The sequence below is a fragment of the Polyangium sp. 15x6 genome (genome assembly GCF_029960785.1).
Lineage (GTDB): Bacteria > Myxococcota_A > Polyangia > Polyangiales > Polyangiaceae > Polyangium.
Genome location: NZ_JASBQE010000018.1, coordinates 135,722 through 161,611, shown reverse-complemented (window position 1 = coordinate 161,611; position 25,890 = coordinate 135,722). Strand labels below are relative to the sequence as shown.

Below are 25,890 nucleotides of genomic sequence, written 5' to 3'. Positions count from 1 at the left end.
CGTCCCACCGCCTGCGCCCGCGGTCCCGCCCGTCCCGCCGCCCGCACCTGCGGTCCCGCCGGTCCCGCCGCCCGCGCCCGCGGTCCCGCCCTTCCCGCCGCCGCCCTCGTCGCTCCCGCCGCAGGCCTGCGCGGCGACCACGCCGACCAGCACCAGAGTCGAGGCGAGGACCATGTTACGAACGTTCATCCGAACCTCCATTGATCCGGAGGCGTCGCCCGCCCGCGCCGACAACCCCCCCGATGCCCACACGTCTCCCGGGGCCTGCATCGCAGGTTCGTCCTGGGAGGATGGGTCAGCCCAACGTGTGCCGGACACCACCCGTGCGCCGGATTCGATGGCCCAGGGGCGCGAAGGATTGCGCGGAACGATGACGTTCCAGGCGGGAAAACTGGGCGATCAACGGTAGGGCAAACCGAACCCCATGCCGGGCATGTAGCCGCCGGGGCCGTACCCCAGGCCATTCGGCATGAGCGTATTCGCGTTGCGCGACTGCGCGACGATGCGCGGCGTGAGCAGATGGCTGACGAGCGTGCACGTCTGGTGCTGCAGATAGGTCTGGTTGCAGCCGATCCAGACGCCGAGCGAGCTGCGTCCGCCGTCGCCCTCGTAGCGGACGACCTCACCCGTGGGCATGACGCTGAGCCACGCGTGCGGCTCGTCGCCCTGTGAGGCGTGCAGGATGCCGACGTTGCCGAGGAGTTTGTCGCCGGGGCCGACGAGCTTGCCGCCGGGCTCGAGGAGCGCGACGGGGTCGTTGTTCGGATCGTAGACGCGCCCGCCGCGGTCGACGGTGAACTCCTCGGTCTCGTTGAGCATCACGCGGCCGTCGGGGAAGAGGTCGACGACGGCGGTGCCGACGACCCAGCGCGCGCGGGGCACGTCGAGCATCGCGCCGCCGCGGGCCCAGTTGGCCGGAGCGCCCGGCGCGCAGGCGCCGAGGACCAAGGCGGAGGCGAGGATCAAGCGCCGCATCATCAGCCCAAGGATAGTACGCAAGCGGCCCGTCGGTCAGGGCCTGACGCGCATCAAACCTTCTCGATCGAGGCTTTTCCGAGCAGCCCCGTGGGCTTGACCAGCAGGACGGCGATGAGAGCCGTGAAGACCAGGACATCCTGCAGGCCGGAGTACGCCGTGAGCTTGGTCATCTCGCCGATGATGCCGATGAGCAGGCCGCCGAGCATCGCGCCCGGGATGTTGCCGATGCCGCCGATGACGGCGGCGACGAAGGCGCGCGTGCCGATGACGACGCCCATCGTCGGATAGACCTGCGACTGATCGAGGCAGTAGAGGACGGCGCCGAGCGCGGCGAGGACCGAGCCCGTGATGAACGTGATCGAAATGACGCGGCTCGTGCGGATGCCCATGAGGCGCGCGGCCTCGATGTTCACGCTGAGCGCGCGCATCGCCTTGCCCATCCAGGTTTTGTGCACGAGGAACTGGAGCGCGATCATCACGGAGAAGGCCGAGATGAAGATGACCTTGCGCGTGTCCTCGATCGGCAAGAGCTGCGGGTAGCCGCGGTACTGCGCGGTGAAGAGGAGCTGGGCGAGGTTCTGGAGCAGGACGCTCATGCCGAGCGCCGTGACGAGCGGGGTGACGCGGGTGTTCGCCTTGCCCTTGCCGCGTGTGCGGAGCGGGGCGTAGGCGATGCGCTCGACGAGCATGCCGAGCAGGCCCGCGAAGACCATGGCGAGCAGCGTCCCGCCGACGCCGGCGACGAGCGGAGAGTCCTTGCCCCCGAGCGCCGTGATCCCGAAGAAGCCGAGGAAGGCTCCCATCATGAACACCTCGCTGTGGGCGAAGTTGATGAGCTTCAGGATGCCGTAGACCATCGTGTAGCCGAGGGCGACGAGCGCGATCATCGACCCCTGCGCGAGCCCCGTGATGAGGGCGTTGACGATCTTCATGGCCATGGAATCACTCGACCCTCAGGGCTTCGCAGCCGCCTTGTCGTTCACCGTGGCGAAGTAGGTGAACTTCTTGTTCTTGATCTGAACGATCACGATCGACTTGTCCGCGTTGCGGTTCGGGTCGATGGTGATCGCGCCCGTCGCGCCCTGGAAATTCTTGGTCTCGGCGATCGCGTCGCGGATGGCCTCGGGCGTGTCGCCCTTGGCGCGGCCCATGGCGTCGAAGAGCAGCAACGCCGAGTCGTAGCCGAGCGACGAGAGGCTCGACGGATCACGCTTGAAGCGCTCCTTGTAGGCCTTCAGGAAGGCCTGCGCGTTCGGCCACGGGACGTCGGGCGCGTAGTGGTTCGTGAAGTACGCGCCCTCCATCTCCTCGCCCGCGTCCTGGAGCAGCGTCTCGGCGTCCCAGCCGTCGCCGCCGACGAACATGCTGCCCGGCATGCCCGCGGCCTTGGCCTGCCGCGCGATCGGGACCATCGCGTTGTAGTAGATCGGCGCGTAGACGAGGTCCGGCTTCGCATCGTGGATCTCGTTGATGTACGTGGTGAAGTTCGTCTCGGTCTTGATGAAGCTCTTCTCCACGACGATCTCGCCGCCGAGCTTCTTCGCCGCGTCGCGGAACTGTGCGGCGAGGCCCGATGAGTAGACATCGTCGGAGGCGTAGAGGATCCCGATGCGCTTCTTGCCCATGGTCTTCACCACGAACTCGGCGCCCATCTGGCCCTGCATGTCGTCCGTGAAGCAGACGCGGAAGACGAACGGCCCGATCTGCGTGACCTCGGGCGCCGTCGCCGAGGACGTGATCATCGGGATCTTGTGCTTGTTCGCGACGATGCCGCCGATCGTGGAGCGCGAGGAGGCGACCTCGCCGAGCAGAGCCACGACCTTGTCCCGCGTGATGAGCTGCAGGACCTTGTTGTTCGTCTCCTGCGGGTTCGACTTGTTGTCCTCGTAGAGGACCTTCACGGGCCGGCCCTTCGCGCCGCCCTTCTTGTTCACCTCGTCGACCGCGAGCTCGATGCCTTCCTTGGTCTCGATGCCGAACTGCGTCTCGGCGCCCGACAGGCTCAGGTACGCGCCGACCCTCCAGGGCTCGGCCGCCGCGGGGACGCTCGGATCCTTGCCCGCGGCATCCTTCTGCGGCGCGTCTTTCTGGGTGCACGCGGCCAGCCCCAGCGCGCTCACGCCGAGGGCCACGATCGCCATCACCCAACGCCGTCGTCCGAGCATCGACCTCTCCTCGCCGGCAAGGGCCGCGAAAACCGCGCGATGCCCGTGCCGCGCCGATGAGTACCATCATCGCCGCATGTCGTCAGCCCCGAGCGCGCGCGGCCTCGGGATCAGCCGGCGCGGCGGCGCGCCCAGACGAACCGCTCCACGTTGCCTTTCGGGCCATGAACCGCGCTGTCGACCTCGGCCACGACCTCGAACCCGCCCTCCTCGACGGCCCGACGCGCTGCGGCGATCGCGGCCTGCCGCGTCTCTTCATCTCGGATGACGCCCCGCCCGCGCGAGACAGCCTCCCGACCCGCCTCGAACTGCGGTTTTACGAGCGCGACGAGATCCGCGCCCGGATCGAGCAAGGCCGCGATGGCGGCGATGAGCTTGCCGATGCCGATGAACGAGGCGTCCACGACGACGAGATCGACGCCCGCGGGCAGATCGCTCCGGCTGAGCTCGCGCGCGTTCACGCGCTCGCGGACGTCGACGCGAGGGTCGGCGCGAAGCTTCTCGGCGAGCTGTCCGTAGCCGACATCGACGGCCACGACGAGCGCGGCGCCGCGCTGGAGCAGGCAATCCGTGAAGCCACCCGTGGAGGCGCCGACGTCGAGGCAGCGGCGGCCGGCGACGTCGAGACCCTGGTCGGCGAAGAACGTGAGCGCGTGGTCGAGCTTGTCGCCGCCGCGGGAAACGAAGCGCGGCGGCGAAGCGACGCGGAGGGGCGCGTCGGGCGCGAGGAGCGCGCCGGGTTTGTCCACGCGCGCATCGCTACAAGTGACCTTGCCGGCCATGATGAGGGCCTGCGCCTGGGCGCGGCTCTCGGCGAGGCCGAGGGTGACGAGGAGGGCATCGGCGCGAACGCGGGCGGGCGAGCGGGTCATGGTGGTGGCGCGAGGGAGTCGCCGTGGATGGCGCGGGCGACGGCAAAGAGTCCATCACCGATGCGGGGGCCTGGGCGCAAGACGTCGGAGCCGACGACGCGGATCTGGCCTTTCTGGACGGCGCGGAGCTCGCGCCAGCCGGGGGCGTTCTCGACGCGCTCGCGCAGCGTCTTGGTGGAGCGCATGTCGGAGGCGCCGTCGAGCAGGACGTCCGGATCGAGCGCGAGCAAATGCTCGAGGCCGATCGTCGGGTACGCGCCGCCGCGCGTGATGACGTTCTCGCCGCCCGCGAGGCGCACGAGCTCGTCGGGAAAACTGCCGGGGCCGGCGACGACGATCGGCGACGCGTCGAACACGAAGAGCACGCGCTTCTTGGGCCTTCCGGCGACGAGCGCGGCGAGCGCCTTGCGTTTGTCCTCGATGCCTCGAGCGACACGTTTCGCCTCGGCCTCGTGGCCCACGCGGCGGCCGAGCTCTTCGACCATGCTCGTGATGCCGTCGAGCGACTCGGTCTCGGGGAAAAACGTGTCGATGCCGTGGGCGCGCAGCCCCTCTTCGAGCACGGGACCTGCGGGGCCACGCGCGCCGACGACGAGCGTGGGCGCGAGCGCGATGATGGCCTCGACGTTCGGATCGGCGTAGCCGCCGACGACGGGCAGCGCCTCGGCTTCTTTCGGGTAGTCGCAGTACCGCGAGCGCCCGACGAGCAAGCCTCCGGCGCCGATCGCGAACATCGTCTCCGTCGTACTCGGCGAGAGCGACACGACGCGCAGAGGTTTGTCCTTGCCGGAGCCGCGCGAGCACGCGGAGAGGGCGAGCGCGACGAGCGCGAGGTGGAACGAGCGGCGCTTCACCGCGTGCGGCGCCGCAGACCGAGCGCGACGAGCGCGAGCGCGAAGATGCCGCCGCGCCAGGGCACGGGCTTCGTCGGATCGGCGTTCATGCTGCAGGAGCCCTCTTCCGAGAGCTGCGGGCCGTCTTCCTCTCCATCCTCCCAGCCGCCCGACGACGCGCCCTCTTGCTTGAAACAGACGCCCTGGCCGTTGCTGTCGCTGTCGCAGTACCAGCCCTCGGGACAAGGCGCCTGCTCGCTACAGAGGCGCGTGCAGTACTGCTCCTTGCCGTCGTTCACGCAGCGGCCCGAGGCGCAATCCGCGGGCTCGTTGCAGGCGTCGCCGGGCGTGTACGTGTAGTCGGGGTTCGTGGGGGCGCCGTTCGCCCACGTCGGGACGGGATAACCGCCCATCTCCGCGGCCTTGACGGCCGTGTCCTTGATCCACTGATCCCACGCCTTCACGTAGCCGTAGATCGGCGTCGAGCAGTTGAAGCCGCCGCGCGAGGTCACGCCGATGACGCGGTTTTTCGCGTCGATCGCGGGTCCGCCGGAGTCGCCCTGGCAGACGCCGGCGTTGCCCATCCACTCGGTCGTCTTGACCTGGAAGTCAGGGCACGCGTCGGCGACGCAGGTGATGGTGAGGTCGTCGCGGCGGCGACGCGCGCCCGCGCCGTTGCCCGCGCCGTCCGTCGCGCCGAACCCGATCGCGGAGTATTTTTCGCCGGCGACGAGCGGCTCGTCGACGCGGGGCACGAGCGGCTTCGCTTCTGCCTCGGGGATGTTCTCCGCGAGGATCAGGATCGCCTGGTCCTGACCGCAGAAGTCGTCGCCTGCGGGAAGGAGCACGACCTCCTTGGTGGCGCGGTAAACGGAGGGATCCTGGGAGAGCTCGGGGCCCGTCGTGACGAGGTAGCTGCTCGGCGCGGCGGGCGGGGCGAACTTGGTGACGCCGCACTCGACGGTGCCTTGGTCGTTGTTGATCTGCGACACACAGTGGCGCGCCGTGAGCACCATGTTCGGCGCGAGGAGCGAGCCGGTGCAGATGCCGCCGAGGTTCGTCGCGTAAAGCCCGACGACCGCGGTGTCCTTGTCATCCGCATAGCCGCCGCTGATGTCGAGCTCCGCTTCGCCGACGGCGCCCTCGGGCGCCGGTTGCGACACGTCGCCGCAACCGGCGACGAGCGCGAGAGCGCCAAACAACAAGGCAAAACGAGCGCGGGGCGGACACGGGGACATCGGCGACCTCCAGGGAGCGGCAGGCGCGTGCACCACGATGCATCGGGAGAGCACGCGCAAGAGAGCCGCCATTGTAGGAAGGCGCTTCCGGACGCGCACGCGTTCTCTGTGCGTCGATGCCGCGCACCATGTGAGTTTTACGCGGCGCGGAATCCTGCAATCCGATTGCAAGACGTGGGGGAGAGCGCGCCGCGCGCACCCTCGCCAAGGTGGCGGGCGCCGGGGCCCGCCATGGCGGCGCCATGGTTTCGGGTGAGCGATCGCGCGGAATTCCGGCCGATTCGAGGGCGGCCTGGCGATTGCTGCATCGCGGTACGTGACCGACAAGCTGCTGCTCACCGCTCTCGCGCTCGCGGCGGGTTCCGCCCTGGCACGGGCGCCGCTTCCCGCCGCGCTCGCGGCCGTGATCTCGCTCTTCCTCTTGCGCCGTCACCTCGAACGGTGGGCGCTCGTGGGCTTCGCGCTCTTGCTCGCGTTCGGCGCGCTGCGCGCGCGCGCGGCGATCGACGAGGCCGCGGCCTTGCACGCGCGCGTGACCGAGGCGCTCGGGCCTCCGGGTCGATGCGAAGGAGAAGCCATCGTGCTGCGTTCGCCGGTGGTGCAGCGTGAATCCGCGCCTCCGGGGGAAGAGCGCGGGCAGGCCCGCATCGAGGTCGAGTTTTCCCAGGCCGCCTGCGAACGTGGCCCGATCGAAGGGCCGCTCCGCGCGCGGCTCCACGGCGCGCCCGAGGACCTCGCGCGTGGCGATCGCGTGCGTCTCGTCGCGGATCTCGCCCCGGTCCATCTCTTCCTGAACGAGAGCCTCCCCGACCCGCGTCCCTCCATCGCGCGGAGCGGCGTCGCCGCATCGGGGGGTCTCGTCGATCTCGAACGGGTCTCGCGTGGCCAGGGCATCGCCGCGTGGATCGATCGCGCCCGCGTCCACGTGCGCCGCCGCATCGAGGCGACGTTCCACCCCGAAGCCGAGCCGCTCGCGCGCGCCCTCGTCCTCGGCGAGACGGATCTGCACGAGGCCGACAACGAGGCCTTCCGCCGCAGCGGTTTGTCCCACCTGCTCGCGGTCTCCGGCACGCACCTCGTCCTCGCCGTCGCGGGCCTCGCGGCCGCCGCGCGCGCCTTGCTCCTGCGCGTCACGACGCTCTCGGCGCGCTTCGACGTGGGGCGCGTCTCCTCGGCGTTCGCGATCCCCACGTCGTGGCTCTACGCCGATTTCGCGGGCGGCAGCGGCTCGGCTCTGCGCGCCGCCGGCATGCTCTCCGTCGTGATGCTCGTGCGCGCGCTCGGCCGTCGCCCGAGCGGCGTGCGTGCCTTCGGCGGCTCGCTCCTCCTCGCGGCGATCCTCGACCCGCTCGTCGGCAGCGACCCGTCGTTCGTCCTGTCCGCCGCGGCGACGGCGGGTCTGCTCGGGCTCGATCGTCCCATCGCGGAACGGCTCGTGCGTGGCCCCGCGCCCGTCCGCGCCGTGCTCCGCCCGATCGCCACGACGCTCGCCGCGATGGTCGGCTGTACGCCGTTCCTCGCGATGATGACGCCCTCCTTGTCGCTGCTCGGCATCCTCGCGAACCTCCTCGCCGCGCCGATCGGCGAGCTCGCGGCGCTGCCCGTGTGCCTCCTGCACGCCGCGCTCGCGTGGGCCCCTCCGGTCGAGCGCGGCGCGGCCCTCCTCGGCTCGGGCGCGCTCCTCGCCGTGCGCGCGGTCGCTCGCGTGACGAGTGATCTCGGCGGGATCGTCACCTTCCCGCCGCCCACGCCTTCGCAGCTCGCTGCCGTGGCCGTCGCCGCGCTCGCGGCGGCCCTCGCGAAGGACGCCCTTCGCCGCGGCGCCGCCCTCGCGCTCGGGTTCGCCGCGCTCCTCGTGCTCGAGCAGGGCGCCGCACATGCTGGGAGCTCAAAAGGTTTGCTCCGCGTGCGCGCCCTCGACGTGGGCCAGGGCGATTCGATCCTCGTCGATCTGCCCGACGGAAAAACCATGCTCATCGACGGCGGCGGCTTCATGGGAAGCCCCGTCGACACGGGCACGCGTGTCGTGCTCCCCGTCTTGCGCGCGCTCCGCAAAGAGCGCGTCGACATCGTCGTCCTCTCGCACCCGCACCCGGATCACTTCGGCGGGCTCGTCTCCACGCTCCCCGCGATCGACGTCGGCGAGCTCTGGGATACGGGCCAGGGCGAGGACCACGGCTCCGGACCGACCTACGCCGCGATGCTCGCGAACCTACGCCACCGTGAGATTCCCATTCGCAGGCCCGACACGCTGTGCGGCAAACACGTCATCGGCGGCGCGACCGTCGAAGTCCTCGCCCCCTGCCCCGGGTTCGTCCCCGACGAGAGCGCGAACGACAACTCCTTCGTCCTGCGCATCACCTACGGGAGCCACGCCGCGCTCCTCGTCGGCGACGCCGAGGCCGCGGCCGAGCGCGCGCTCCTCGAAAAACACCCCGCCGCGCTCCGCGCCGATCTCCTCAAGCTCGGCCACCACGGCAGCCGCACCTCGACGACGCCGCCCTTCCTCGACGCCGTTCGCCCGAGCGTGGCCCTCGTCTGCTCCGGCGTGCGCAACCGCTACGGCCACCCCGACCCTGGCGTCCTCGCCTCGCTCGGCGCCCGCGCCATCACCATCGCCCGGACCGACCGGGGCGGCGACGTCGTCTGGGAGACCGACGGCGAGGCCGTGCACCTCTCACGCCCCTCCGCCCGCTGACGCGGGGATCTCGGGTCTTTCCGTGAGGAAATTGGCTGTGATCGCTTGCGCCACCGGGCCTGCTGAAGGAGTCTCTTTGCGAATGTCACGTGACGTCACCGTGGCGACCATCCGGCGGCGCCTCGCCGAGGAGGTCGGACGCCTCGACAAACATGCGCCCTGGCGCGTCGCGCTCGCCTACCCGTCGCCCTACCGCACGGGCATGAGCTCGCTCGGCTTCTTGCAGATCTACAAGTCGATCCAGCACGAGCCCGACATGGCCGCGGATCGCGCGTTCCTGCCCGACGACGAGCACGGCCCGCGCGCCGTCCCCCTCACGTACGAGTCGCTTCGCCCGCTCCGCGATTACCCCGTGATCGCCATGAGCGTCGCCTACGAGCTCGAGACCGCGGGCATCGTGCGCCTGCTCGAAGCCTCGGGGATCAAGCCGCTCCGCGAAGAGCGTTCGTCGCGGGATCCTTTCATCCTCGCCGGTGGCCCGCTGACGAACTCGAACCCGCTGCCGCTCGCGGCCTTCGCCGACGCCATCGTCATGGGCGAAGCGGACACGCTCGCCGTCGAGGTGCTTCGAATCCTGCGCGACACGCCCTCGCGCGAGGCCGCGCTCGACGCGCTCGCGAAGACCCCGCACGTCTTCGTCCCCTCGCGCCACGGCGCCTCCATGCCCGGCATCGCGCAGTGCGATGACGAGCTCCTCCCCGCGTGGGCCCCGATCCGCACGCCCGACACCGAGCTCTCGAACATGTTCTTGATCGAGACCGAGCGCGGCTGCTCGCGCGGCTGCACCTACTGCGTGATGCGCCGCTCGACGAACGGCGGCATGCGCATCGTCCCGAAGGAAAAAATCCTCGGCCTCATCCCCGAGGACGCGCGCCGCATCGGCCTCGTCGGCGCCGCCGTCAGCGATCACCCGAAGATCGTGGAGATCGTCCGCACCCTCGCCGAGCGTGGCTGCGAGGTCGGACTCTCCAGCCTGCGCCCGGACAAGCTCTCCGACGAGTTCGTCGGCGCGCTCAAGCTGGCCGGCTACCGCACGCTCACGACTGCGATGGACGGCACGAGCGAGCGCGTGCGCGAGATCCTCGACCGGCGCGCGCGCATCCGCCACCTCGAGCGCGCCGCCGAGATGGCGCGCAAGCACGGCATGCCGCGCATGAAGCTCTACCTGATGATCGGCGTGCCCGGCGAAGAGGACGTCGACGTGGACGAGTGCGTCCGCTTCGTCACCGAGCTCTCGCAGCAGGTCCCCATCGCGCTCGGGATCGCGCCCTTCTGCCCGAAGCGCAACACGCCGCTCGCGCATGCGCCGTTCGCGGGCATCGACGTGGTGAACGCGCGGCTCGAACGGCTGCGCCGCGGCCTCAAGGGCCGGGCCGACGTGCGCTCGACGAGCGCGAAGTGGGCCTGGGTCGAGGCCGTGCTCGCGCAAGGCGGCGAGGCCGAGGGCCGCGCGGTGATCGAAGCCGTGCATGCCGGCGGCGCCTTCGCTGCCTACAAACGCGCGTTCGAGGCGTTCACCCCGAAGAAGCCGAAGAAGAGCCTCTCCATCGTCGCCAGCGCATGAAGACGATCACCCTGTACACGCGGGTGCGATGTCATCTCTGCGACGTGGCCGAAGAGGCCCTCGAACGCGTGCGCCGCACGGAGCCCTTCGAGCTCGTGATCCTGGACCTCGACCGCGAGGCCCCGGCCGAGAAGCGCGTCGCCTACGATTGGGACGTGCCCGTCGTGGAGCTCGACGGGCGTAAAATCATGAAGTACCGCGTCGACGAGACGCGGCTCCTGCGGCTGCTCCGCGAGGAGACGCCTTGAGCATGTGGGCGGAGGGGCGCCCTTGCGCTATGGAGGTCGAGGCATGAAGTCGTCCACGCTCCTGCAGATCTTCTTCATCGTGGCCGCGGCCATCGCCGTCTTCGGCTTCGTCACCGCCGCGAAGAACGATCAGGTCCGCGCGAGCTGCACCGCGATGTGTGGCCTCGGCCCCGCGTATGCCGGCCGCGACCGCCTCGCGCCCGACTTCGAGCTGCCCGACCTCGACGGCAAGCCCGTCCGGCTCTCGTCGTTCCGCGGCAAGATCGTCTTCCTCAACTTCTGGACCGAGACGTGCGGCCCCTGCAAAGAGGAGATGCCCTCGCTCGCCACGCTCGCGCGCGTGCTCCACGGCCGCAAGGACATGGTCCTCGTGACCGTCACGATCGACGAGGACCGCACGAAGGTGCGTGACCTCTTGCGCGTGCTGCTCGACGGCGATCCGCCCTTCCCCGTGCTCTTCGACGCCGACTCGGAGATCGTCGGGGGCCGCTACGGCACGAAGCTCTTCCCCGAGACCTGGCTCATCGACAAGAACGGCATCATCCGCGCCCGCTTCGACGGCGCGCGCGACTGGTCCGAGGCGACCGCCATCGAGATCGGCGAGATGCTGAAGAAGCCCTCGGGCCCGGTCCTCGACTTCGCCTGCCCCGTCGAGTTCATCCAGGGTGTGCCCCGCGGCAAACACGCGTCCCTGTGCATGGACGACTCCTGACGCTACATTGGCGCCCGCGATGACCTCTCGCAGGCCAGACGGGGACGGAGAACCGAGCACGCCCGACGAACGTGTCGTTGCCGCACGCAAGGCGCTGCTCGAAGGCGTGGGCGCGGAGATCGCCGCCTCGTTCCCCGGCATCACGCGGCTCGGCGGCCAGGTCGTCGCCGCGCTCTACCTCGCCGACAGCCCGCGCTCGATGGACGAGCTCTCGATGGAGCTCGGTCGTTCGAAGAGCAACATCTTCGCGAACCTGCGCGGCCTCGAAGCGGCGGGCATCATCGAGCGCCGCCGCGAATCCGGCGCGCGGCACGACTCGTACACGCTGCGGGGCAAGTACCCTGACGTGATCATCGGCGCCTACCTCGCGCGCCTGCGCCGCGTCGTGCAGGACAAACGCGCCCTCTCGCGCCGCGCGCTCGGCCTGCTCGGCGACGCGCAGGGCGACGAGGCGAGCGCGCTCCGCAAGCGCCTCGACGACCTCTCGCGCAAGTACGACCTCTTCGCCGAGCTGATGGATCGCTACGTTCCGAACACGGACGGCCCGGTGGACCTCGAGCGGCTCATCGCCCTCATCCCCGAGCCGGTTCTCCGCGCGATCAGCACCGCGGTCAAAACAGCGTTCGATGTCGCCGACACGATCGCCGCGACCCGCGACGACATCACGCGCCGCGCGACCCGCAAGCGCTGACTAGTTCGTGGAGAGATCGATCTCGAGCATCCGCTCGATCCGATCTCGCGCGATCCGCGCCGTCGAGAAACGTTCGAGCTCGCCTGCGTCCGCTGGCAGGAGCTTGCACGGGAGCGCCCGCGCATCCGCCACCGGCGCCGCTCCCTCCGCGAGCCACACGACCGTGTGCGGCTTCGACAGCGCCTCCTCGAGCTTCGAGATCGGCGGCGCTTCCAGCCCGATCTCCGCGAGCACCGCCGGCACCTCGGCGGGCAGCGGCGACGCCTCGCCGGCGGTCGCCGCCACCGCGTCCGTGTGCCCGAGCGCGCGCGCGACCGCGGCGCCGAGGGCCGCGAGTGCGCCGCCGGATGCGTCGGCGAAGCACAACGACCGATGGGTCTTCGTCGTCACTCCAAACCGCCTAGTTCGTGTTGAGCTCGACGCGCAGGAGCTTGCGGCCGATGAAGAGGTAGTCGCCGTGCCCGAGTTCGCGCTCGCTCTTGATGCGCACGTACGTGCCGTTGCGGCTGTTCAGATCGGTCAGCGAAAACTTCCCGCCGCTCTCCTCGATCCGGCAGTGAGAGCCGGACATGTAGAGGTCGCCGGGGAAGTTCAGATCGCCGCCCTCGCGCCCGATCTGCAAGGACGATCCGCGCGCGCACACCGTCATGCCGACGGCGCCGCCCTGGAGGATCTGCGTGAGTCGGAACGGGCTCGGGTGCTTCGGCGACGAATAGAAATACGTGCCGTCCGGGTCAGCACCGTCGGAGGGCTTGGGGCTCGAATCGAGGCGGAAGAGCTGCTCGCCTGCGAGGAACGTGTCGCTCGGGACGATGTCGACGGTGCCGCGCACGCGGATGTAGACGCCGTTCAGCGAGCCCTCGTCACGCACGACGAGCTTGCCGTCTCGGTAGAAGAAGTTCGCGTGTTTCGGCGAGACGAACGGATCGTCCGGGAAGACGAGCTGACCGTTCCGGCCGACGATGTGCTGCTCGGCCTTCAGGTGGAAGCTCAGGCCATCCATGCCTTCGCCGCGGATCAGGATGAGCTTCGCCTTCGCCGGGTTTTGCATGTCCCCGAAGAAGAGCGTCTGTGCGTTGAGGATCTCGAGGGGAACCGCAGCCCCACACCTCCCGCAGAATTTGTGGCCCGAGGGGACGCCGCTCGAGCAGGAACGGCAGACGTAGTTACGGGCTTGCTCCATGAGCTCCTCCTGCGTTAAGTCCGCGAACTCGCTTCGTGCTGGGGTTTTCTGCGCGGGAACGGCGCCGGCCGCGGGGGCGCGGCGAGGTCCCACGGAGGGCGTCGCCGGCAGCGGCGCGACGGGCCGATTGAGCGGCGGCGCGGGCGTCGTTGCGGGGCGTGCCGAGACCGCCGGGCGCAGGGGCGCAGGCGGAGGCGGCGTCGGCAGCACGGATTGCCGGCTCCCGAACAGGGCCAGATCGTTGTCGCACGCAGTGCAGCTCGCGGCGCCCATGGAGCTCCACGTGTCGCACTGACCGCAAACGATGCCTATCTCGTGCTGCTCGTTGCCCAACGTCGTTCCTCGGGGACACCCGGTTCTAAACGGCGATCGCGAGGAGGGTCAAGCAAACAAGGATCGTCCGTGCCGGCTCATCGAATCACCGTCATCCGGGCATCCTCGTCGCCCCAGCCGTTCTTGCCGACGAACCGGAAGACGACACGCTCCTTGCAGGAAGAGCGCTCCAGCGTACCGAACTCGCGAGAATCGTCGTAGAGGTCGATGTTGTCGCTGAGCAGAAAGACCATGCCCTCGCCCACCTCGGCCTTGAAGGTCAGGGGGCTCGTCCTGGACTTCGTCTGCCCGCGGTAGTGCCACCCCCCGCCCATCTCCACGACGCCACACTCGAGCTCGACCTCGGCCTCGGTGTTGGGGTGCAAGGTCTTGTAGTCGCGCGACCGGCAGGCTTGCACGGGGTTGTAGCGCTTGCCGTTGATCTCCACGTTGCGGCCGGTGATCTCGATCTTGTCGCCCTCGACGCCGACGATGCGGCCGACCACGTACTGGGTCGGATCTTCGGGGTCCTTGCAGCGGACGAGGTCGCCGAAGCCTGGCGTGCCTCGGGTCAAGAGCACCACGAAGTCCCCGCCGTCGAGCGTGGGGGCGACCGACGCCGAGAGCCGCAGCGTCGTCGGCACGGTCCAGGTCTTGAAAAGCAGCACCCGGAGGAGCCCGAAGACCACCACGAGGCCGAGGACGGTGAAGCCGAGCGCTTTGCCGAATTTCTGCATCGAAGCGCGGATCGTATCGCAAGCGCGCCCCGGCGGGCGAGCATCCGGCGCCCGTCAGCAATCGCTGCATCGACCGCACCGCGGCCTTTGCACCAGAGGTCCAGGGCTGTGCCCTGGTTCGGGTCCAGGGGCGAAGAGCCCCTGGTCGGGTCCGGGGTGAAACCCCGGCGCTGCGCTGTGGAAACCCCTCAGCGCTGACAGCTCCGAAACGGCGGCAACTCGCTCGGGCTCGTCCCGTTCGCGATCTCCTTGGCCGCGCTGAAAAGCTCGCGCCATGCGTCGAGACGCACGAAGATCGAGGGCGCTGCCGTGGCGTCGTCGCCATCCATCACCGAGGCCGAGACCACGCCGACCACGTCTTGCCGCTTCGGGCTGTACGCCGGACCGCCTGAATCGCCGGGGCAAACCGAGGCGACCGCGATGAAGTCGCCGCTGCGCACCTTGCCGATCGGCCCGCCGACGCGCTCGATGCGGTGGATGGGCGTCCGCGAGAGCGCGCACCTTCCAAACCCGATCGGGTAAATCGGCTCGTTTGCCGCGGGCGCCTCCTCGATGCGCGGGCTCAGCGTGGGAACGCCGACCAGCTTTCGCGAGAGCACGAGGATCGCGATGTCGCCTTCGCCGGACACGTAGCCGCAATCGGGGCTCACGATCGCGCGCACCTTCACCTCGCCCCAGGGCAGATCGTCGCCGCCGAGCTCGATGGTGAGGCTCTCCGGATCCTTGTCGTGGTTCTGCACCTGCCCGTCTGCGTCGCGCTCCGATACGCAGTGGTGCGCCGTGAGCACGAGATCCTCGGCGATCAGCGTGCCGGTGCACGTCACGTCACCCACGATGCGCACGACCGCGTTGATCTTGTTCTCGACGTCGAGATCCACGGGCGGCTGGAAGATGAAGGGGCGCTCCTCGGCCTGACGGTGCGACGCGGGGGTCGCGATCGGGCGCTTGCTCGGCTGGCCGCAGCCGACGAGGAGAGAGGTGGACACGAAGACCGTCGCCCACGGCAGACCACTCGCAAGGCGGGCGCCGAGCGAGGAGGGCGGAGAGGAGCGGGGTTCGCGTCGGTTCAGCACGCTGGCGATTGCCTCCCGAGTACGCAGCGACGGTGGCTCACGAACATCGCTCCCTGAGACGAACCAAAAAAGGAATCGTGACATGGCGGCGCCGATGGGGCATCCGACAACGCTGCCGGATTTTCCTTGGGTGCGTCTTACGTCACGTGACGCGGGCACCCCCCGGCAGCGTCAACGCATCGCGACAAGACCGACCTTCTGCGTCGAACGCTCGTAGGCAGCCCGGACGGCGGCCGGATCCGTCATCGGATCCTCGATGCCCGCGGCCACGACCTCGTGGAGGAACGCGGCTTGGCGCCGGGCCTTGGCGACCTGCCAGGAGCGGCACGCCACGGCCTCGGAATCGCAGGCGTCGAGCGCGTCCTCGACAGTCGCGAGGGCCTTTCGCGACTGCCCGCGGTGGAAGAGGGCGCGGGCCGCGACATCGGCGACGCGGGGGTCGAGCTGGATGGCGCGGGGGGCCTTTTCGATGACGGCGCTCGCGAGGCCGGGCTGACCGCGGTCGACGTACGCCGAGGCGAGGGCCACGACGGAGTCGACGGTGGGGGAGAGCGCGGCGGCCGATTCGAGGGCGGCCATGTCGACGGGGGTCTCGGCCGCGTGGGCGTCGGCGGGCAGGAGACGCTTCGACTGGGTCCCGGGGCCGATGGCCAGGACGAAAGTGATGCCCGCGAGGAGGACGCCGTTCGTGAAGAGGAGGCCCGAGCGCATGGTGTGACCGACAGCGCTCTTGGCGGTGGGTTCCCGGATTTCGAACGATGCGTGGCGGGTGTTCGGGACGCCGTCGACCTAGAGCATCGACCGGTTCGATGCTCGGAAGATCGCGACGCGATCTTCCCTCGGGGAGAAGTTCTGATCATCCTGACCCGGGGTCGCCAACCCCGCGGATCTTGGCTGGATCTCAACAGGTAGAGGGGGCCCGCGCCGCGAGCGTGGTGCCCTTTCCGCCGCCCTTTCCTTCGTGCGGGCCGGCTCGGCGCTCGTCGCGTCGATCGGACGGGGGGCCAGCTCGGGGATCGTCTCGTCTAGCGGGCGGCACTCTTTGAGCCCAAGCTCGGCCGCCGTGCGTGCGGCACGCCGGTAGCGGTTGATCATCTCGCTTGACTTGTGCCCCGTTCGGTCCTGCACCCACGCCTCCGTTCGTCCGTTCGCGAGCGCCAGCGTGACGAACGTGGCCCGCGCGTCGTGAAGCCGGATCCGGGTCCTCGTCTCCGTCCGCGCGAACAACTCCGGCCGGCGAATGCCCGCCAACTCCAGATGTCGACGAAACCGGCCGGCAGTGTCGCTCGTGGTGAGCCGCTGTCCCTTCTGGCTTCCTTCGTCGTACACGAAGACATGCGCGTCCCCCGACACGCGCACGCCTCTCGCCGCGCAGTGGTCTCGCCAGGCGCGCAACGCCGCGACGACCCCAGGCGACAATGCCCACGCACGGGGTTGTAGAGTAGCCCCGGGGGATCGCCCCCCGGGGCCCTCGCCGGAACCGGACAAGGAGATTTCCACCATCCGGCTCTTCCGTTGATGTGGCTTGCGGCTACGTCCCCCAGATTCGGACCATCACGCGGGGACGGGGGAGAGGCAGGCTCTTCAGCATCTCGCCGAACCCCTCCCAGTTCAGGCGCACCCGATTGCTCCGACGGCGGAGCCACTTGTACCAGGCCCTCTTGGCTTCTTCGACGAGCAGCAGCAGACTGCGAACGTTGCCATTGACGCCGAAGTAGTTGAAGTGCCCTTGGATGCGCCTCTTGAGCGCGGCGTGCTGCACCTTGACCGGCAGGTGCCGATAGCGGCGGCACCAGTCGGTGACGGACTGGACTGCCCGTCGAAGGCGAGCAGACCTGGTCTTGCACGCCATTTGCCATCGACCCCTCAATGTTCGCCGCCAGTACAGCGTGAACCCGAGGAAGTCGAACGTCGCCGGACCTTTGCCGCCCGTCTGTGCGGCCGGTGGCCGCTGGAAGGGTAACAGGCGAGTCTTGTCCGGGTGAAGGGTCAGTCCGAATCGCCCCATCCGCTTGTGGAGCACCTCCATCACGCGCTCCGCGTCGTCCTGGCGCTCGAATACCATGACGAAATCATCCGCATAGCGGATGAGGTGCGCCTCACCCCGCGTACGCGGCTTGACCTCGCGATCGAACCACAGGTCGAGCACGTAGTGCAGATAGATGTTCCCCAGGAGCGGGGAGAGCACCGACCCCTGGGCCGTGCCGATATCCGGTTCGGAGTACTCCGCCCCGTCGAGCACGCCCACGTGCAAGCATTTGCCGATGAGCCGCAGGAGCGACCCATCGGCCACCCGATTCTGGAGCAACTCCAGCAGCTTGGTGCGATCCAGGCTGTCGAAGAAGGACACGATGTCAGCCTCCAGAATCCACCCCACCTTGCCCTTGTACACGAGCCGGTCGAGGGCACGAATGGCGTCATGGGCACTGCGTCCGGGCCTGAAGCCGTACGAACAATCCAGAAAGTCCTGCTCGTAGATCGCTTCGAGCACCTCGCGCACGGCGTCCTGGACCAGTTTGTCCTCAAACGCCGATATCCCAATCGGCCTCGTCTTGCCCTTGTCCTTGGGGATGTGGACACGCCGGACCGGCTGGTGCCGATATCGCTTCGACCTCAGCCGTTCGTGCAGGCCCTGGAGGTTGCGCTCCAGGTCCAGCCCATACTGCTCCTTCGTGACTCCATCCACCCCCACCGCTGCATCCTTCCGCATGCGGCGATACGCGCGTGCCAGGGCTGGCCCGTCGATGAGATGGGCCAGCGCGTGGAACCGTCCTTCGGGCTCCCTTTTCGCTCTTTCCGCTACCTTCAACAGTCCCGGTGACATGTTCTCCGACATCAATGCGTCGGGCATGGTTCCCTCCTGAAGTTCACACCAACACGGGCTGCCTTTGCTCGGCCGGGTCCGGGCGCTACCCCGTTCCCCGACGTCATCGCTCGTATTCAGCCCTCCGACTCCCGCGTTCCCGTCGGCATCGGCTCCGGTTGTCCCTTGCCTGCTGCCTACCTCGGTGCGAATACTTCTTCTGTGCGGAGCCACGAGCATGGCTTCGGCCGGCCGCGTGCGTATCCGCAAGCGCGCGGCGCGTCGGAGATTGATCACCGGGTCTCCGTGGCACCGGTTGTTCCCGAAGAGGAACGCGGGTCTCCCAGGTCTCTGGACCGTCCCCTTCCTACGTGCCGTGGTCGTACACCCCGCCGGGAGTGCCCTTCCCTTGCCCACTTCTGGGAAGTTCACCGTCGCCTTCGGGTGCAATGACGCCCTCGGCCCCCGGAATGATTATAATTTTCGTGGCTGCATTCCCCACGGCCCGCACGCTCGCGCACCTATGCATCGCCGGCCGCGTTACCGTGACCGTCGCAAGGCTCGCTACCGGCCTGGGCGGGCCACCCTTGGCCGGGCGGGGATCGCACCCGCCGGACGGCAAACCGAATTTCATGAGTCTATCGCATCTCATTCCTTTCGGACCAGACTTGCCTGGTCGCACCATCCGTCTTATTCACATCGAGCACGATCGCCCCGAGGTCCAGGTTGATCTCAGACCACCTCGTGTTAAGGGCTTCCGAGCGACGCATCCCTTCCCGATGAAGGAAGCCGTAAAACAGGCGCCATTCCAGCGGAACCTGCGTGCAGCCAAGCAACATCGCGTCCTCGTCAGGATAAAGCCACCCTTTCGCTTTTCCTGCCTGATACCGCGGCACGAATCCACGCGGCAGCGGATGCACGGCGATATGGCGCAGTGGAAGGACCGCCAGCGAGCAGATCCGGTACACGAGCTGCGCGACGGAGCGCCGCGAATTTGGCGAGAGCCTCGGTGGGAGGCTCCGCATGACGGCTTCCGCGTGGTCGAGCGTGAACTTATCGATCGCCACGTCTCCGACCATTGGATAGACGTACTTGTCGAGCACGTATCGGTTGGTTTCTGCACTTCGTCGTCGCTTGACTCGATCGGGGTAGAGATCCGCCAGCTCCCCGCTCGTCCACCGCTTGCCGATTTGCTCGATCGTCGGCGTCAGGTTCTTCTGCACCACCTGCCCCGATGCGATCATATCAACGGCCTTGCGCACCTCGTCCAATGCCTTCCCGTCACGCACCGCGGCGCGCTTGATGATGTCCGGCGCGATGTCGTCGCGTCCGCATTTGCGGAGTTTCGCGGCCAGCTCCGCGAGGATGGCCTGACGCGCGACGGCGCTCCGCTCGTCCTTGCATGTTTCGAGCATGAAGCTTTGCCGCTTCTTCGTTCCAATGGTGAGCCGCGCGAACCACTTGCCGCGCCGCTCGTAAACGTTCCCCGTGGCTAACCTGGGCATGTTCCAACTCCTCCAATCAGTGACCATCCAGGGAACAGCCGAGCGGCCATGCCCTGCGATTTGGGCTCCTTCCCGCGGAGCCATGGGAGACGCGAGAGATACTCCCCCGTCGCCCCCGGGGCCATGACGGCATCGCGGCACGTGTCAAGCAACGGATGGCGCGGGAGGGGAGGTATGGCCCGTCTACGGGCCGCAGAGGCGAGAAGGCAAAGGCGACCTTAGAACCCGCGGGGGCCGGACGGTTGTCAGACGCGCCGAGCACGGCGGTTCGTCGCTCGGGCGCGGCTCGGACTGGCCGGGCGCGGTTGTAGGCCGACGGCGCCGAGAATGTCGTCCGCGTGCTCCGCGGGTGCGGTGTCGTCGATGGGCGCGGCGTCATTCGTGGCCGATGGGGAGGAAGGGGTGGCGCTCTGCTTGCGCGCGTTTTCTTCGAGCCACGCGACGAACGCAACGCGATTGACGATCCGAAGCTTCCCGAGCCGCGCGACGGGGACCGGGAAGTCCGGGGCGCGGATGGCCTCCAGGAAGACGCGCCGCGGGATGCCGGTCACCGCCTCGACGTTGCATTGCGAGAGGGTTTCGGGCGGGGGCGCGACGAGCTGGAGGACGCCCCGTGGGATCGACAAGGTCGCCGTGATGTTGCCGTCCGGGCTGCGGGACTCACCGATGGACATGTCCGCCCTCCCATGGCGCACGAAGGGGCGCCGCTGCGTGGATCCGATTCTCCCGCGCGTGGGGGACGCGAGACAAGGGAAAATCGAGGTCGCCGTCGAGTTCTATATATAGCCGACTATACGTATAGCCGACGGCCCCCCCTGGCGGGGCGTGTGTAGCTGTTTTCGCGCAACTGCCGCCGGTGGGCCAAGAGGAATCGAATCCCGAGGCGGCGTTCTATATATAATTCAGATTACATCAACACGTATTACGTATTACGGCGCGGATGCTGGGCCGGCGCCCGCTTCTCGGCGCGCATCCTCGGCCGGGCTCTCGGGGGGCGCTCGGCCGGCTCTCGGGAGTTCCCCGGAAGCCATGGCCGGAGCGCCACTCGAACCCGATGGCTCTTGCCATGGAAAAGCCATGGCTTTCCATGGATCCGAAGGGCATGCACCGCACCTCCCCCAGAGTGTCGCGAGTCCGCAAAATCCGGCTGATTTTGCAGGGTACGCGAACCCCCCACATCGTGAAACATTTCCGTGGCCCGTTGCCATGGCTCCGGCGAGCAAAAAGTGGATCGATTTCTGGACCCTCCATGGCCCCCGAGTCTGTGAAACAAGGGTGCCGAACCGACCTCCATGGCTCAACCACGGCGATTTCGCGGTCTGTCCGCGGAGGGCATGGCTCTTGCGCATGCAGCGAACGTGAAGTCCGATACCGACCCCGGCTCCGTGAAACATTTTCTGGGCCCGAGACATGGCTCCGGCGAGCAAAAAGTGGATCGATTTGTGGACCCTTCTCGGACTTCGAGCCTGTGAAACAAGGGGGCATACCCGCCCGGTATGGCTCAAACGCGGCGATTTCGCGGTTCGTCCACGGAGGGCACGGTGCTTGCGGTGTCGGAAAAAGTGAACTGAAGTACAGGGCCCATCCCTGGGGAGGTGCCGAGCCCCGGCGTTCTACCGAAAAATTCGTCGAAAACCGATTACATTGAGCGGCTTTTTCACGTCTTGATGCGACGAAACAAGGGGGCTCTTCCCTGATTTCGGACACGTTGCTCGGCTTTTGCGGGTTTTCTTTGAGCAACTCGTCCCCAAGCCTTGAAGCATTCCAGCGCAGACGTAGCAGGCTACGCCGGTTTTCCGCTGATTTTTGTGGATCGCGGTAAGCCAAATGTGCATAGTGGTCGGCTGGAGCTTCTGTATGGGTATGAGCGACGCTGCCGTGCGCCCCGGTTTGCCAATGCAAACACCAGAGGTGCAGCCTTCCGCAGTGTGCACTGCGGTCGTGCTCATCGGCGTTTGCGAATCCTCGCCGGATCTCGTGGCACTCGGGACGGCGCTGGGGGCGTTCGCGGCAGGTCTTGCCGATGTTCCGAACGTCGGGCCCGCATCGATGATCGAGTCTATCCGGCGCAGCCTCGCGGACGCGGCATGGCGCCGCGCGGCGCAGGAGACGCTCGCGGATCAGCGTGTGGGATTGCTCGCGGGCGCGTTCCTCAAAGCCTGCGAGCAGCGCGTGCCGAGGCCAGTGTCCAACCCGGATGACCCGGCATGGCTTGCCGGAGTCCGGAGCGCGTACGAGGAAGACGAGCGTCTCCAAATTCTCGCCGACACCCTGCTCGGAATGCTTCGGTTCCCACGCGAGGCGGCATCCCCGGCGCCGTCTGCGCGCCCCGCGCCCACGCCCACGCCTGCACGCCCGGTGGATCCGGCTGCGGCTCCCGCGTGCCCCGCGCCCATGCCCGAGCCATCCGCGCGTCCTGCGGCGTGCCCCGCGCCCACGCCCGCGCCCTCCGCGCGTCCTGCGGCGTGCCCCGCGCCCACGCCCGCGCCCTCCGCGCGTCCTGCGTCTGCGGCTTCTGCGCCCGCTGCGCATCCTGTGCCGCCCCCGCCGCCGGCCCCGCTTGCCATATCGCTGCATACGGAACTCGCGTTGTACACGTTGATGGCGGTGACGAACGCGGACCGAGGGATCAAGCACGCTGAATGGCAGCACTTGAACCTCGTGCTCGGCGAGAAGTTCGCGAGGTGCCAGCGTGTGCTCATGGACTCGAGCGTGCTCGCCATTGCGGGAGCCATCGTCGCGTACTCCCGCGCGAAGGGCTGCGCGAACGCCGCCACGTTTGCCTTATCTCCGACATCCGACGTGCCTGCTGAACTCGTGGCGGTGGTCGTCGGCGAAGTTCTGGCCGCGTGCCAGGACGCCCCCCCGATACCGCTCCGCGCGGAAGTCGTGGTCTACACGGCCCTTGTGGTGAAGAACGCGGATCGGGGGCTCACTCCGTCGGAATGGGAGAACATCAACCGCGGGTTCGGCGGTCGGATCGAGAGGTGCCAGCGCGTGCTGTCGCATCCGAAGGTTCGGGCGGTGGCTGACGCCGTCGTCGCGCGCGGCCGTGCCAAGCGCATCGACGTGACAACGTTCGCCTATTCGCCAGCAAACGAGGCGTACGGCGAGCTTTTGGCGGCAGCCGTCGGTGGCATGCTGATCGAGTCTCGACCCAAGCCCGCGGCACCGTCGCCGCCCGCGGCGATGGTCCCCGCGCACGAGCCGCCCGCAACGGCCCTCGGCACCGCGCCGGCACGCGTCCCCGAGCCGCCCGTTCCCGCGCCAGCAGCAGAGGCGCGCGCCGACGTGCCCTCTCGCGACGAGCTGCCGGTCCCCACGCCCGCAGGGGCCGAGCTGCCCGTTCCCGCGCCAGCGGCAGAGGCGCGCGCCGACGTGCCCTCTCGCGACGAGCTGCCGGTCCCCACGCCCGCAGGGGCCGAACCGCCCGTTCCCGCGCCAGAGGCAACGGCCCGCGTTCAGCGTGCGTGTCCCAGGTGCGCGCGACGGAGGCCGTTGGCGGCACGGCCGTGGCGGAGCACCGCAGCCAGGTCGGGCATCGGGCGGGACCCAACGCCGCCGGTTCAGCCGCCTCCCGCCGCTGCCGCGCCCTTGCCGCGTGAGCCGGTGTCGCCCGCGGCTCCCGCGCCCGTCGTGGCCCTTCCGGTCACCATGCCGACGTTGATCACCGTGGCGACCTCCGGCCCAGTCTCCGGCGGGCCGCCCGTTCCGGGGGCGATGACGACCTCGACGCGGGCCGCCGCAATCGGCGTGTCGTGCAGCTCTTTGTCGCGCTCGACAGTCCACGAGCCTTTGCCCCGAGGCCGATCACCGCCACGAGCATGCGCCGAGGTCAGTTTACCTTCTCGATTTCGTCCGGTGTGAGATTGGGAACCACCTTGAATCGGCCCGATTCGTCGGTCTCGACCACGCGGGGAGCGACGAACGCCTGCTGATGATGCATGAAACCGGTGGGCTCTCCTTCCGTGCTGACAACGAATCCGAGCATCGACCATCGCTTCGCGTCTGGCTCGGATTCGTACGGGACCACGACCAGCTCGCAGCCTCCGCCGAACGAACGGCTTAACTGTCGAACGATCGCCAGATCGACGTTCCGCTCGCGATAGCGTTCTTCGATCCTGACGTCCGAGATATAGAGCAGGTCGCGTCCACCACCCGCGACGAACCTGTCTTTGTAATTGCCCTCCTTGTCGAAATAGACCCAGTAAAGGGCTTCAAGCTCCCCACTTTCCGCGTCGAGCGCATCGACGAGCGACACGCCATGATTATCCGCTTGACCTACGTGGATGATCGCGACGTCTGCCCTGCCGATCTCCACTTCTTTTTCCCCCTCATCGTCGTCATCGCTCTCGATCACCTCGTAAATCATGCAGTAGAGCCACGTGATGATCCCATCATCCTCATCTGGCTCGCCCACAACCCTCATGTCTCCCGTCACTCGTATTCCGATCATGGGCGGAGTCTATCCTTCGAAGCTCCCTTGCAGTCAACTTGGCCGCGGGACGCTTCCGGTCCGGCAGAGTATTCCGCCCCCATTGCGTTAGGACATTATACGTCCGATCGCAGAGATCGATCTTGCGCTCGCGTCGAGGGTTGTTGCAGAACGGATCGTCGGGAAGAACGCGGGCACGCGCACACCGCCGCGGGCCCCCATCGGAGACGCTCGGAGACGCTCACCTTCTCCAGGTGCATGCCCTTTTCTCCCCGCTCCGCCTCACCCGTGGATTTGCACGGCGCCGTGTTCGGCGAGGTGCCCTTGCAGACGGGTGAATTCAAGGGCGGCCCCCTTTGCCCTCGTCCCTTTCCCATTCATCGAGGAATGCCGGTCTCAAATCCCTAGTGATTTTCGCGAGTTCGATGATGGAATCGGCGAGCGTATCGCCCACCGGCAACTCCACGCGAAAACGTTTCGCCACGGCTTCGGCGAGGTGCCGCCATTCTGGGGCGACCATCTGGCCGAGCTCCTCGGACAGCTCTGCCACCTGACGCAGGAGACCCCGCGCAAGAGGCAGATATCTGGGGTCACGATGACCGAGCGCCTCCTCTAGTACGGCCAAAGCCTCGCGCGGCCGCCCGAGCGCATCTAGCACCTGCGCGAGGTATGAGGCCTGCAACCATCGCAAATCCACGGTTTCGAATCCAAGCGCCGCCCAGGCCCGACAAGCCTGCTCCGCCTCGGTGAACCGCTCTGCGTCGACCAAAATCGCACAGCGATGCATCGCGATGCTCCTCGCGAGCCATTGGTCATCGTCGAGATGACGGTTTGCTTCGAAGATCACATTCAGACGAGCGAGCGCATCATCATATCGCCCCTGTGACTCCAAGGTGACGATTTCTGTGAGACGATCTTCGAGCGCGTCCCGAGCCGTCAGCCTCTTCAGGCAGACTGAACAAACCACCTCATCAATCCCCGCGTGAACGTATGGCGCGGTCGCCTCTTTTTCGCGACAGTAGAAGCAGACCTTTGGCAGTGAATCCGTCATGAGTCGCTTTCCATGAACGATGGTCGTCATGATCTTACGGTCGAGGACACTTGTCTTCGGGCCAATATCCTTCATTTTTGCAATGTCGAAAGCATGCGCCACAATCTTTTTCGGGGCCGAAGTCCGGATTTGGGTGTTTCTTGTTTCCCAGACATTCGTGCAGCAGCGGCATACACATTCCCTCCCGCTTAGCCCGCTTCGCCGCCCCCGCCGCGACCGTCGCTGTGACCGTCACGCCGACGGCGATCGCGAATGCTTCGATGATGACCTCGGTGAAGACGATCGTGACGACCACGACGGTCACCACCTCCCCGATTTGCCCCCGATCCGGCAATGTTTGCCCGTCCGCCGCCGCGGACATACGCAACGGGCCCCGCTCGAAGACATCCTCGGGCAGCCTCATCCCCCGGAGGGCAATCCGCATGCAAATGCCGACCTCCGGATTGGGCTGGCCCGTCGACTCCACCTCCACCACATGACCGTTTTGGTCGACCTTCACCGAGGCGTCGAGCGTGTAGTGTCCGGGCGCGATCGTGCCGCGGAGCTCATCCACGCATTCCCTCAGCCGCTCTGTAGTGGCTTCAGGGACGCGCGGCCCGTCATCGGGCACCGAAGGGCGGTAGATCCTGGCCGATGAGCAGCCGAGCGGGAGGAGGGACGAGAACGTCAGGCAACCGAGAAGGCCCAGGGAGAGCAGGGGGCGCCAACGCGGACGTCTCATTTCTGGATGGGAGCAGAAACACCGAGCGCCTGTCAACCCGCCGTGTCATCGACGAACCCCTCGGGCGACCC

General features: G+C 68.0%; 23 protein-coding genes and 1 pseudogene. 5 read left to right on the top strand and 19 right to left on the bottom strand.

Translation table 11 applies throughout. The features are described from left to right. The 7 genes and pseudogenes from QHF83_RS16115 to QHF83_RS16085 form a co-directional block, all read right to left on the bottom strand. A pseudogene (locus QHF83_RS16115) lies at window positions 1-189 on the bottom strand (hypothetical protein); the annotation flags it as partial. A 210-nt stretch (window positions 190-399) separates the two neighbouring features. Further along, the gene (locus tag QHF83_RS16110) at window positions 400-978 is read right to left on the bottom strand and encodes a hypothetical protein (protein ID WP_282418718.1); all 579 of its coding nucleotides are present in this window, start codon (window positions 976-978) and stop codon (window positions 400-402) included. Window positions 979-1,028: 50 nt separating this feature from the next. Then, window positions 1,029-1,916, bottom strand: a complete 888-nt coding sequence (locus QHF83_RS16105) for a branched-chain amino acid ABC transporter permease (RefSeq protein ID WP_282418717.1) — start codon at window positions 1,914-1,916, stop codon at window positions 1,029-1,031. A gap of 15 nt (window positions 1,917-1,931) precedes the next feature. Further along, window positions 1,932-3,143: an ABC transporter substrate-binding protein gene (locus QHF83_RS16100; RefSeq protein ID WP_282418716.1), complete on the bottom strand. Its 1,212-nt coding sequence runs from the start codon at window positions 3,141-3,143 to the stop codon at window positions 1,932-1,934. A 110-nt stretch (window positions 3,144-3,253) separates the two neighbouring features. Then, window positions 3,254-4,015, bottom strand: coding sequence for a TlyA family RNA methyltransferase (locus QHF83_RS16095; protein ID WP_282418715.1), 762 nt, complete (start codon window positions 4,013-4,015; stop codon window positions 3,254-3,256). Further along, a complete protein-coding gene (locus QHF83_RS16090) occupies window positions 4,012-4,869 on the bottom strand; it encodes an ABC transporter substrate-binding protein (RefSeq protein ID WP_282418714.1) in 858 nt (285 codons plus the stop codon). The genes QHF83_RS16095 and QHF83_RS16090 overlap by 4 nt, the downstream gene beginning before the upstream one ends. After that, window positions 4,866-6,053: a S1 family peptidase gene (locus QHF83_RS16085; RefSeq protein ID WP_282418713.1), complete on the bottom strand. Its 1,188-nt coding sequence runs from the start codon at window positions 6,051-6,053 to the stop codon at window positions 4,866-4,868. Before QHF83_RS16085 ends, QHF83_RS16090 begins: the two co-directional genes overlap by 4 nt. Window positions 6,054-6,402: 349 nt before the next feature. Between QHF83_RS16085 and QHF83_RS16080 the strand changes: the two genes are divergently transcribed. The 5 genes from QHF83_RS16080 to QHF83_RS16060 all read left to right on the top strand — a co-directional run bounded on the left by QHF83_RS16080 (window position 6,403) and on the right by QHF83_RS16060 (window position 11,999). Then, entirely contained in the window at window positions 6,403-8,784 is a 2,382-nt protein-coding gene (locus tag QHF83_RS16080; protein ID WP_282418712.1) for a DNA internalization-related competence protein ComEC/Rec2, read from the top strand. An 82-nt stretch (window positions 8,785-8,866) separates the two neighbouring features. Beyond that, on the top strand, window positions 8,867-10,348 hold the full coding sequence (locus QHF83_RS16075) for a radical SAM protein (RefSeq protein WP_282418723.1): 1,482 nt from the start codon (window positions 8,867-8,869) through the stop codon (window positions 10,346-10,348). Continuing rightward, window positions 10,345-10,596: a glutaredoxin family protein gene (locus tag QHF83_RS16070; protein WP_282418711.1), complete on the top strand. Its 252-nt coding sequence runs from the start codon at window positions 10,345-10,347 to the stop codon at window positions 10,594-10,596. Before QHF83_RS16075 ends, QHF83_RS16070 begins: the two co-directional genes overlap by 4 nt. Window positions 10,597-10,639: 43 nt before the next feature. Beyond that, a complete protein-coding gene (locus QHF83_RS16065) occupies window positions 10,640-11,308 on the top strand; it encodes a TlpA disulfide reductase family protein (RefSeq protein WP_282418710.1) in 669 nt (222 codons plus the stop codon). Between the two features lie 19 nt (window positions 11,309-11,327). Further along, on the top strand, window positions 11,328-11,999 hold the full coding sequence (locus QHF83_RS16060; protein ID WP_282418709.1) for a MarR family transcriptional regulator: 672 nt from the start codon (window positions 11,328-11,330) through the stop codon (window positions 11,997-11,999). On the opposite strand, the gene QHF83_RS16055 is transcribed toward QHF83_RS16060, so the two are convergent. From QHF83_RS16055 to QHF83_RS16000, 12 genes are all read right to left on the bottom strand, one after another. Next, window positions 12,000-12,389 (bottom strand): hypothetical protein, encoded by a 390-nt coding sequence (locus QHF83_RS16055; RefSeq protein WP_282418708.1) that lies wholly within the window; start codon window positions 12,387-12,389, stop codon window positions 12,000-12,002. Window positions 12,390-12,399: 10 nt separating this feature from the next. Beyond that, window positions 12,400-13,515, bottom strand: a complete 1,116-nt coding sequence (locus QHF83_RS16050) for an FHA domain-containing protein (protein WP_282418707.1) — start codon at window positions 13,513-13,515, stop codon at window positions 12,400-12,402. Between the two features lie 77 nt (window positions 13,516-13,592). After that, window positions 13,593-14,231 carry a signal peptidase I gene (gene lepB, locus QHF83_RS16045; protein WP_282418706.1) on the bottom strand — a complete coding sequence of 213 codons (639 nt, stop codon included), beginning with the start codon at window positions 14,229-14,231 and terminating at the stop codon, window positions 13,593-13,595. Window positions 14,232-14,419: 188 nt separating this feature from the next. After that, window positions 14,420-15,217 carry a S1 family peptidase gene (locus QHF83_RS16040; protein ID WP_282418705.1) on the bottom strand — a complete coding sequence of 266 codons (798 nt, stop codon included), beginning with the start codon at window positions 15,215-15,217 and terminating at the stop codon, window positions 14,420-14,422. 258 nt (window positions 15,218-15,475) lie between these two features. Then, window positions 15,476-16,015: a hypothetical protein gene (locus QHF83_RS16035; protein WP_282418704.1), complete on the bottom strand. Its 540-nt coding sequence runs from the start codon at window positions 16,013-16,015 to the stop codon at window positions 15,476-15,478. Window positions 16,016-16,093: 78 nt separating this feature from the next. Beyond that, the gene (locus QHF83_RS16030) at window positions 16,094-16,807 is read right to left on the bottom strand and encodes a tyrosine-type recombinase/integrase (RefSeq protein ID WP_282418703.1); all 714 of its coding nucleotides are present in this window, start codon (window positions 16,805-16,807) and stop codon (window positions 16,094-16,096) included. A gap of 28 nt (window positions 16,808-16,835) precedes the next feature. Beyond that, complete coding sequence (gene ltrA, locus QHF83_RS16025; protein WP_282418702.1) at window positions 16,836-18,155, bottom strand: group II intron reverse transcriptase/maturase; 1,320 nt, start codon at window positions 18,153-18,155, stop codon at window positions 16,836-16,838. Window positions 18,156-18,745: 590 nt separating this feature from the next. Beyond that, window positions 18,746-19,639, bottom strand: a complete 894-nt coding sequence (locus QHF83_RS16020) for a hypothetical protein (protein ID WP_282418701.1) — start codon at window positions 19,637-19,639, stop codon at window positions 18,746-18,748. Between the two features lie 218 nt (window positions 19,640-19,857). Further along, window positions 19,858-20,286, bottom strand: a complete 429-nt coding sequence (locus tag QHF83_RS16015) for a hypothetical protein (protein ID WP_282418700.1) — start codon at window positions 20,284-20,286, stop codon at window positions 19,858-19,860. 3,161 nt (window positions 20,287-23,447) lie between these two features. Beyond that, window positions 23,448-24,068, bottom strand: coding sequence for a hypothetical protein (locus QHF83_RS16010; RefSeq protein WP_282418699.1), 621 nt, complete (start codon window positions 24,066-24,068; stop codon window positions 23,448-23,450). Between the two features lie 319 nt (window positions 24,069-24,387). Then, entirely contained in the window at window positions 24,388-25,173 is a 786-nt protein-coding gene (locus tag QHF83_RS16005) for a hypothetical protein (RefSeq protein WP_282418698.1), read from the bottom strand. After that, on the bottom strand, window positions 25,133-25,651 hold the full coding sequence (locus QHF83_RS16000; RefSeq protein WP_282418697.1) for a hypothetical protein: 519 nt from the start codon (window positions 25,649-25,651) through the stop codon (window positions 25,133-25,135). The genes QHF83_RS16005 and QHF83_RS16000 overlap by 41 nt, the downstream gene beginning before the upstream one ends. Between the last annotated feature and the right edge of the window lie 239 nt (window positions 25,652-25,890).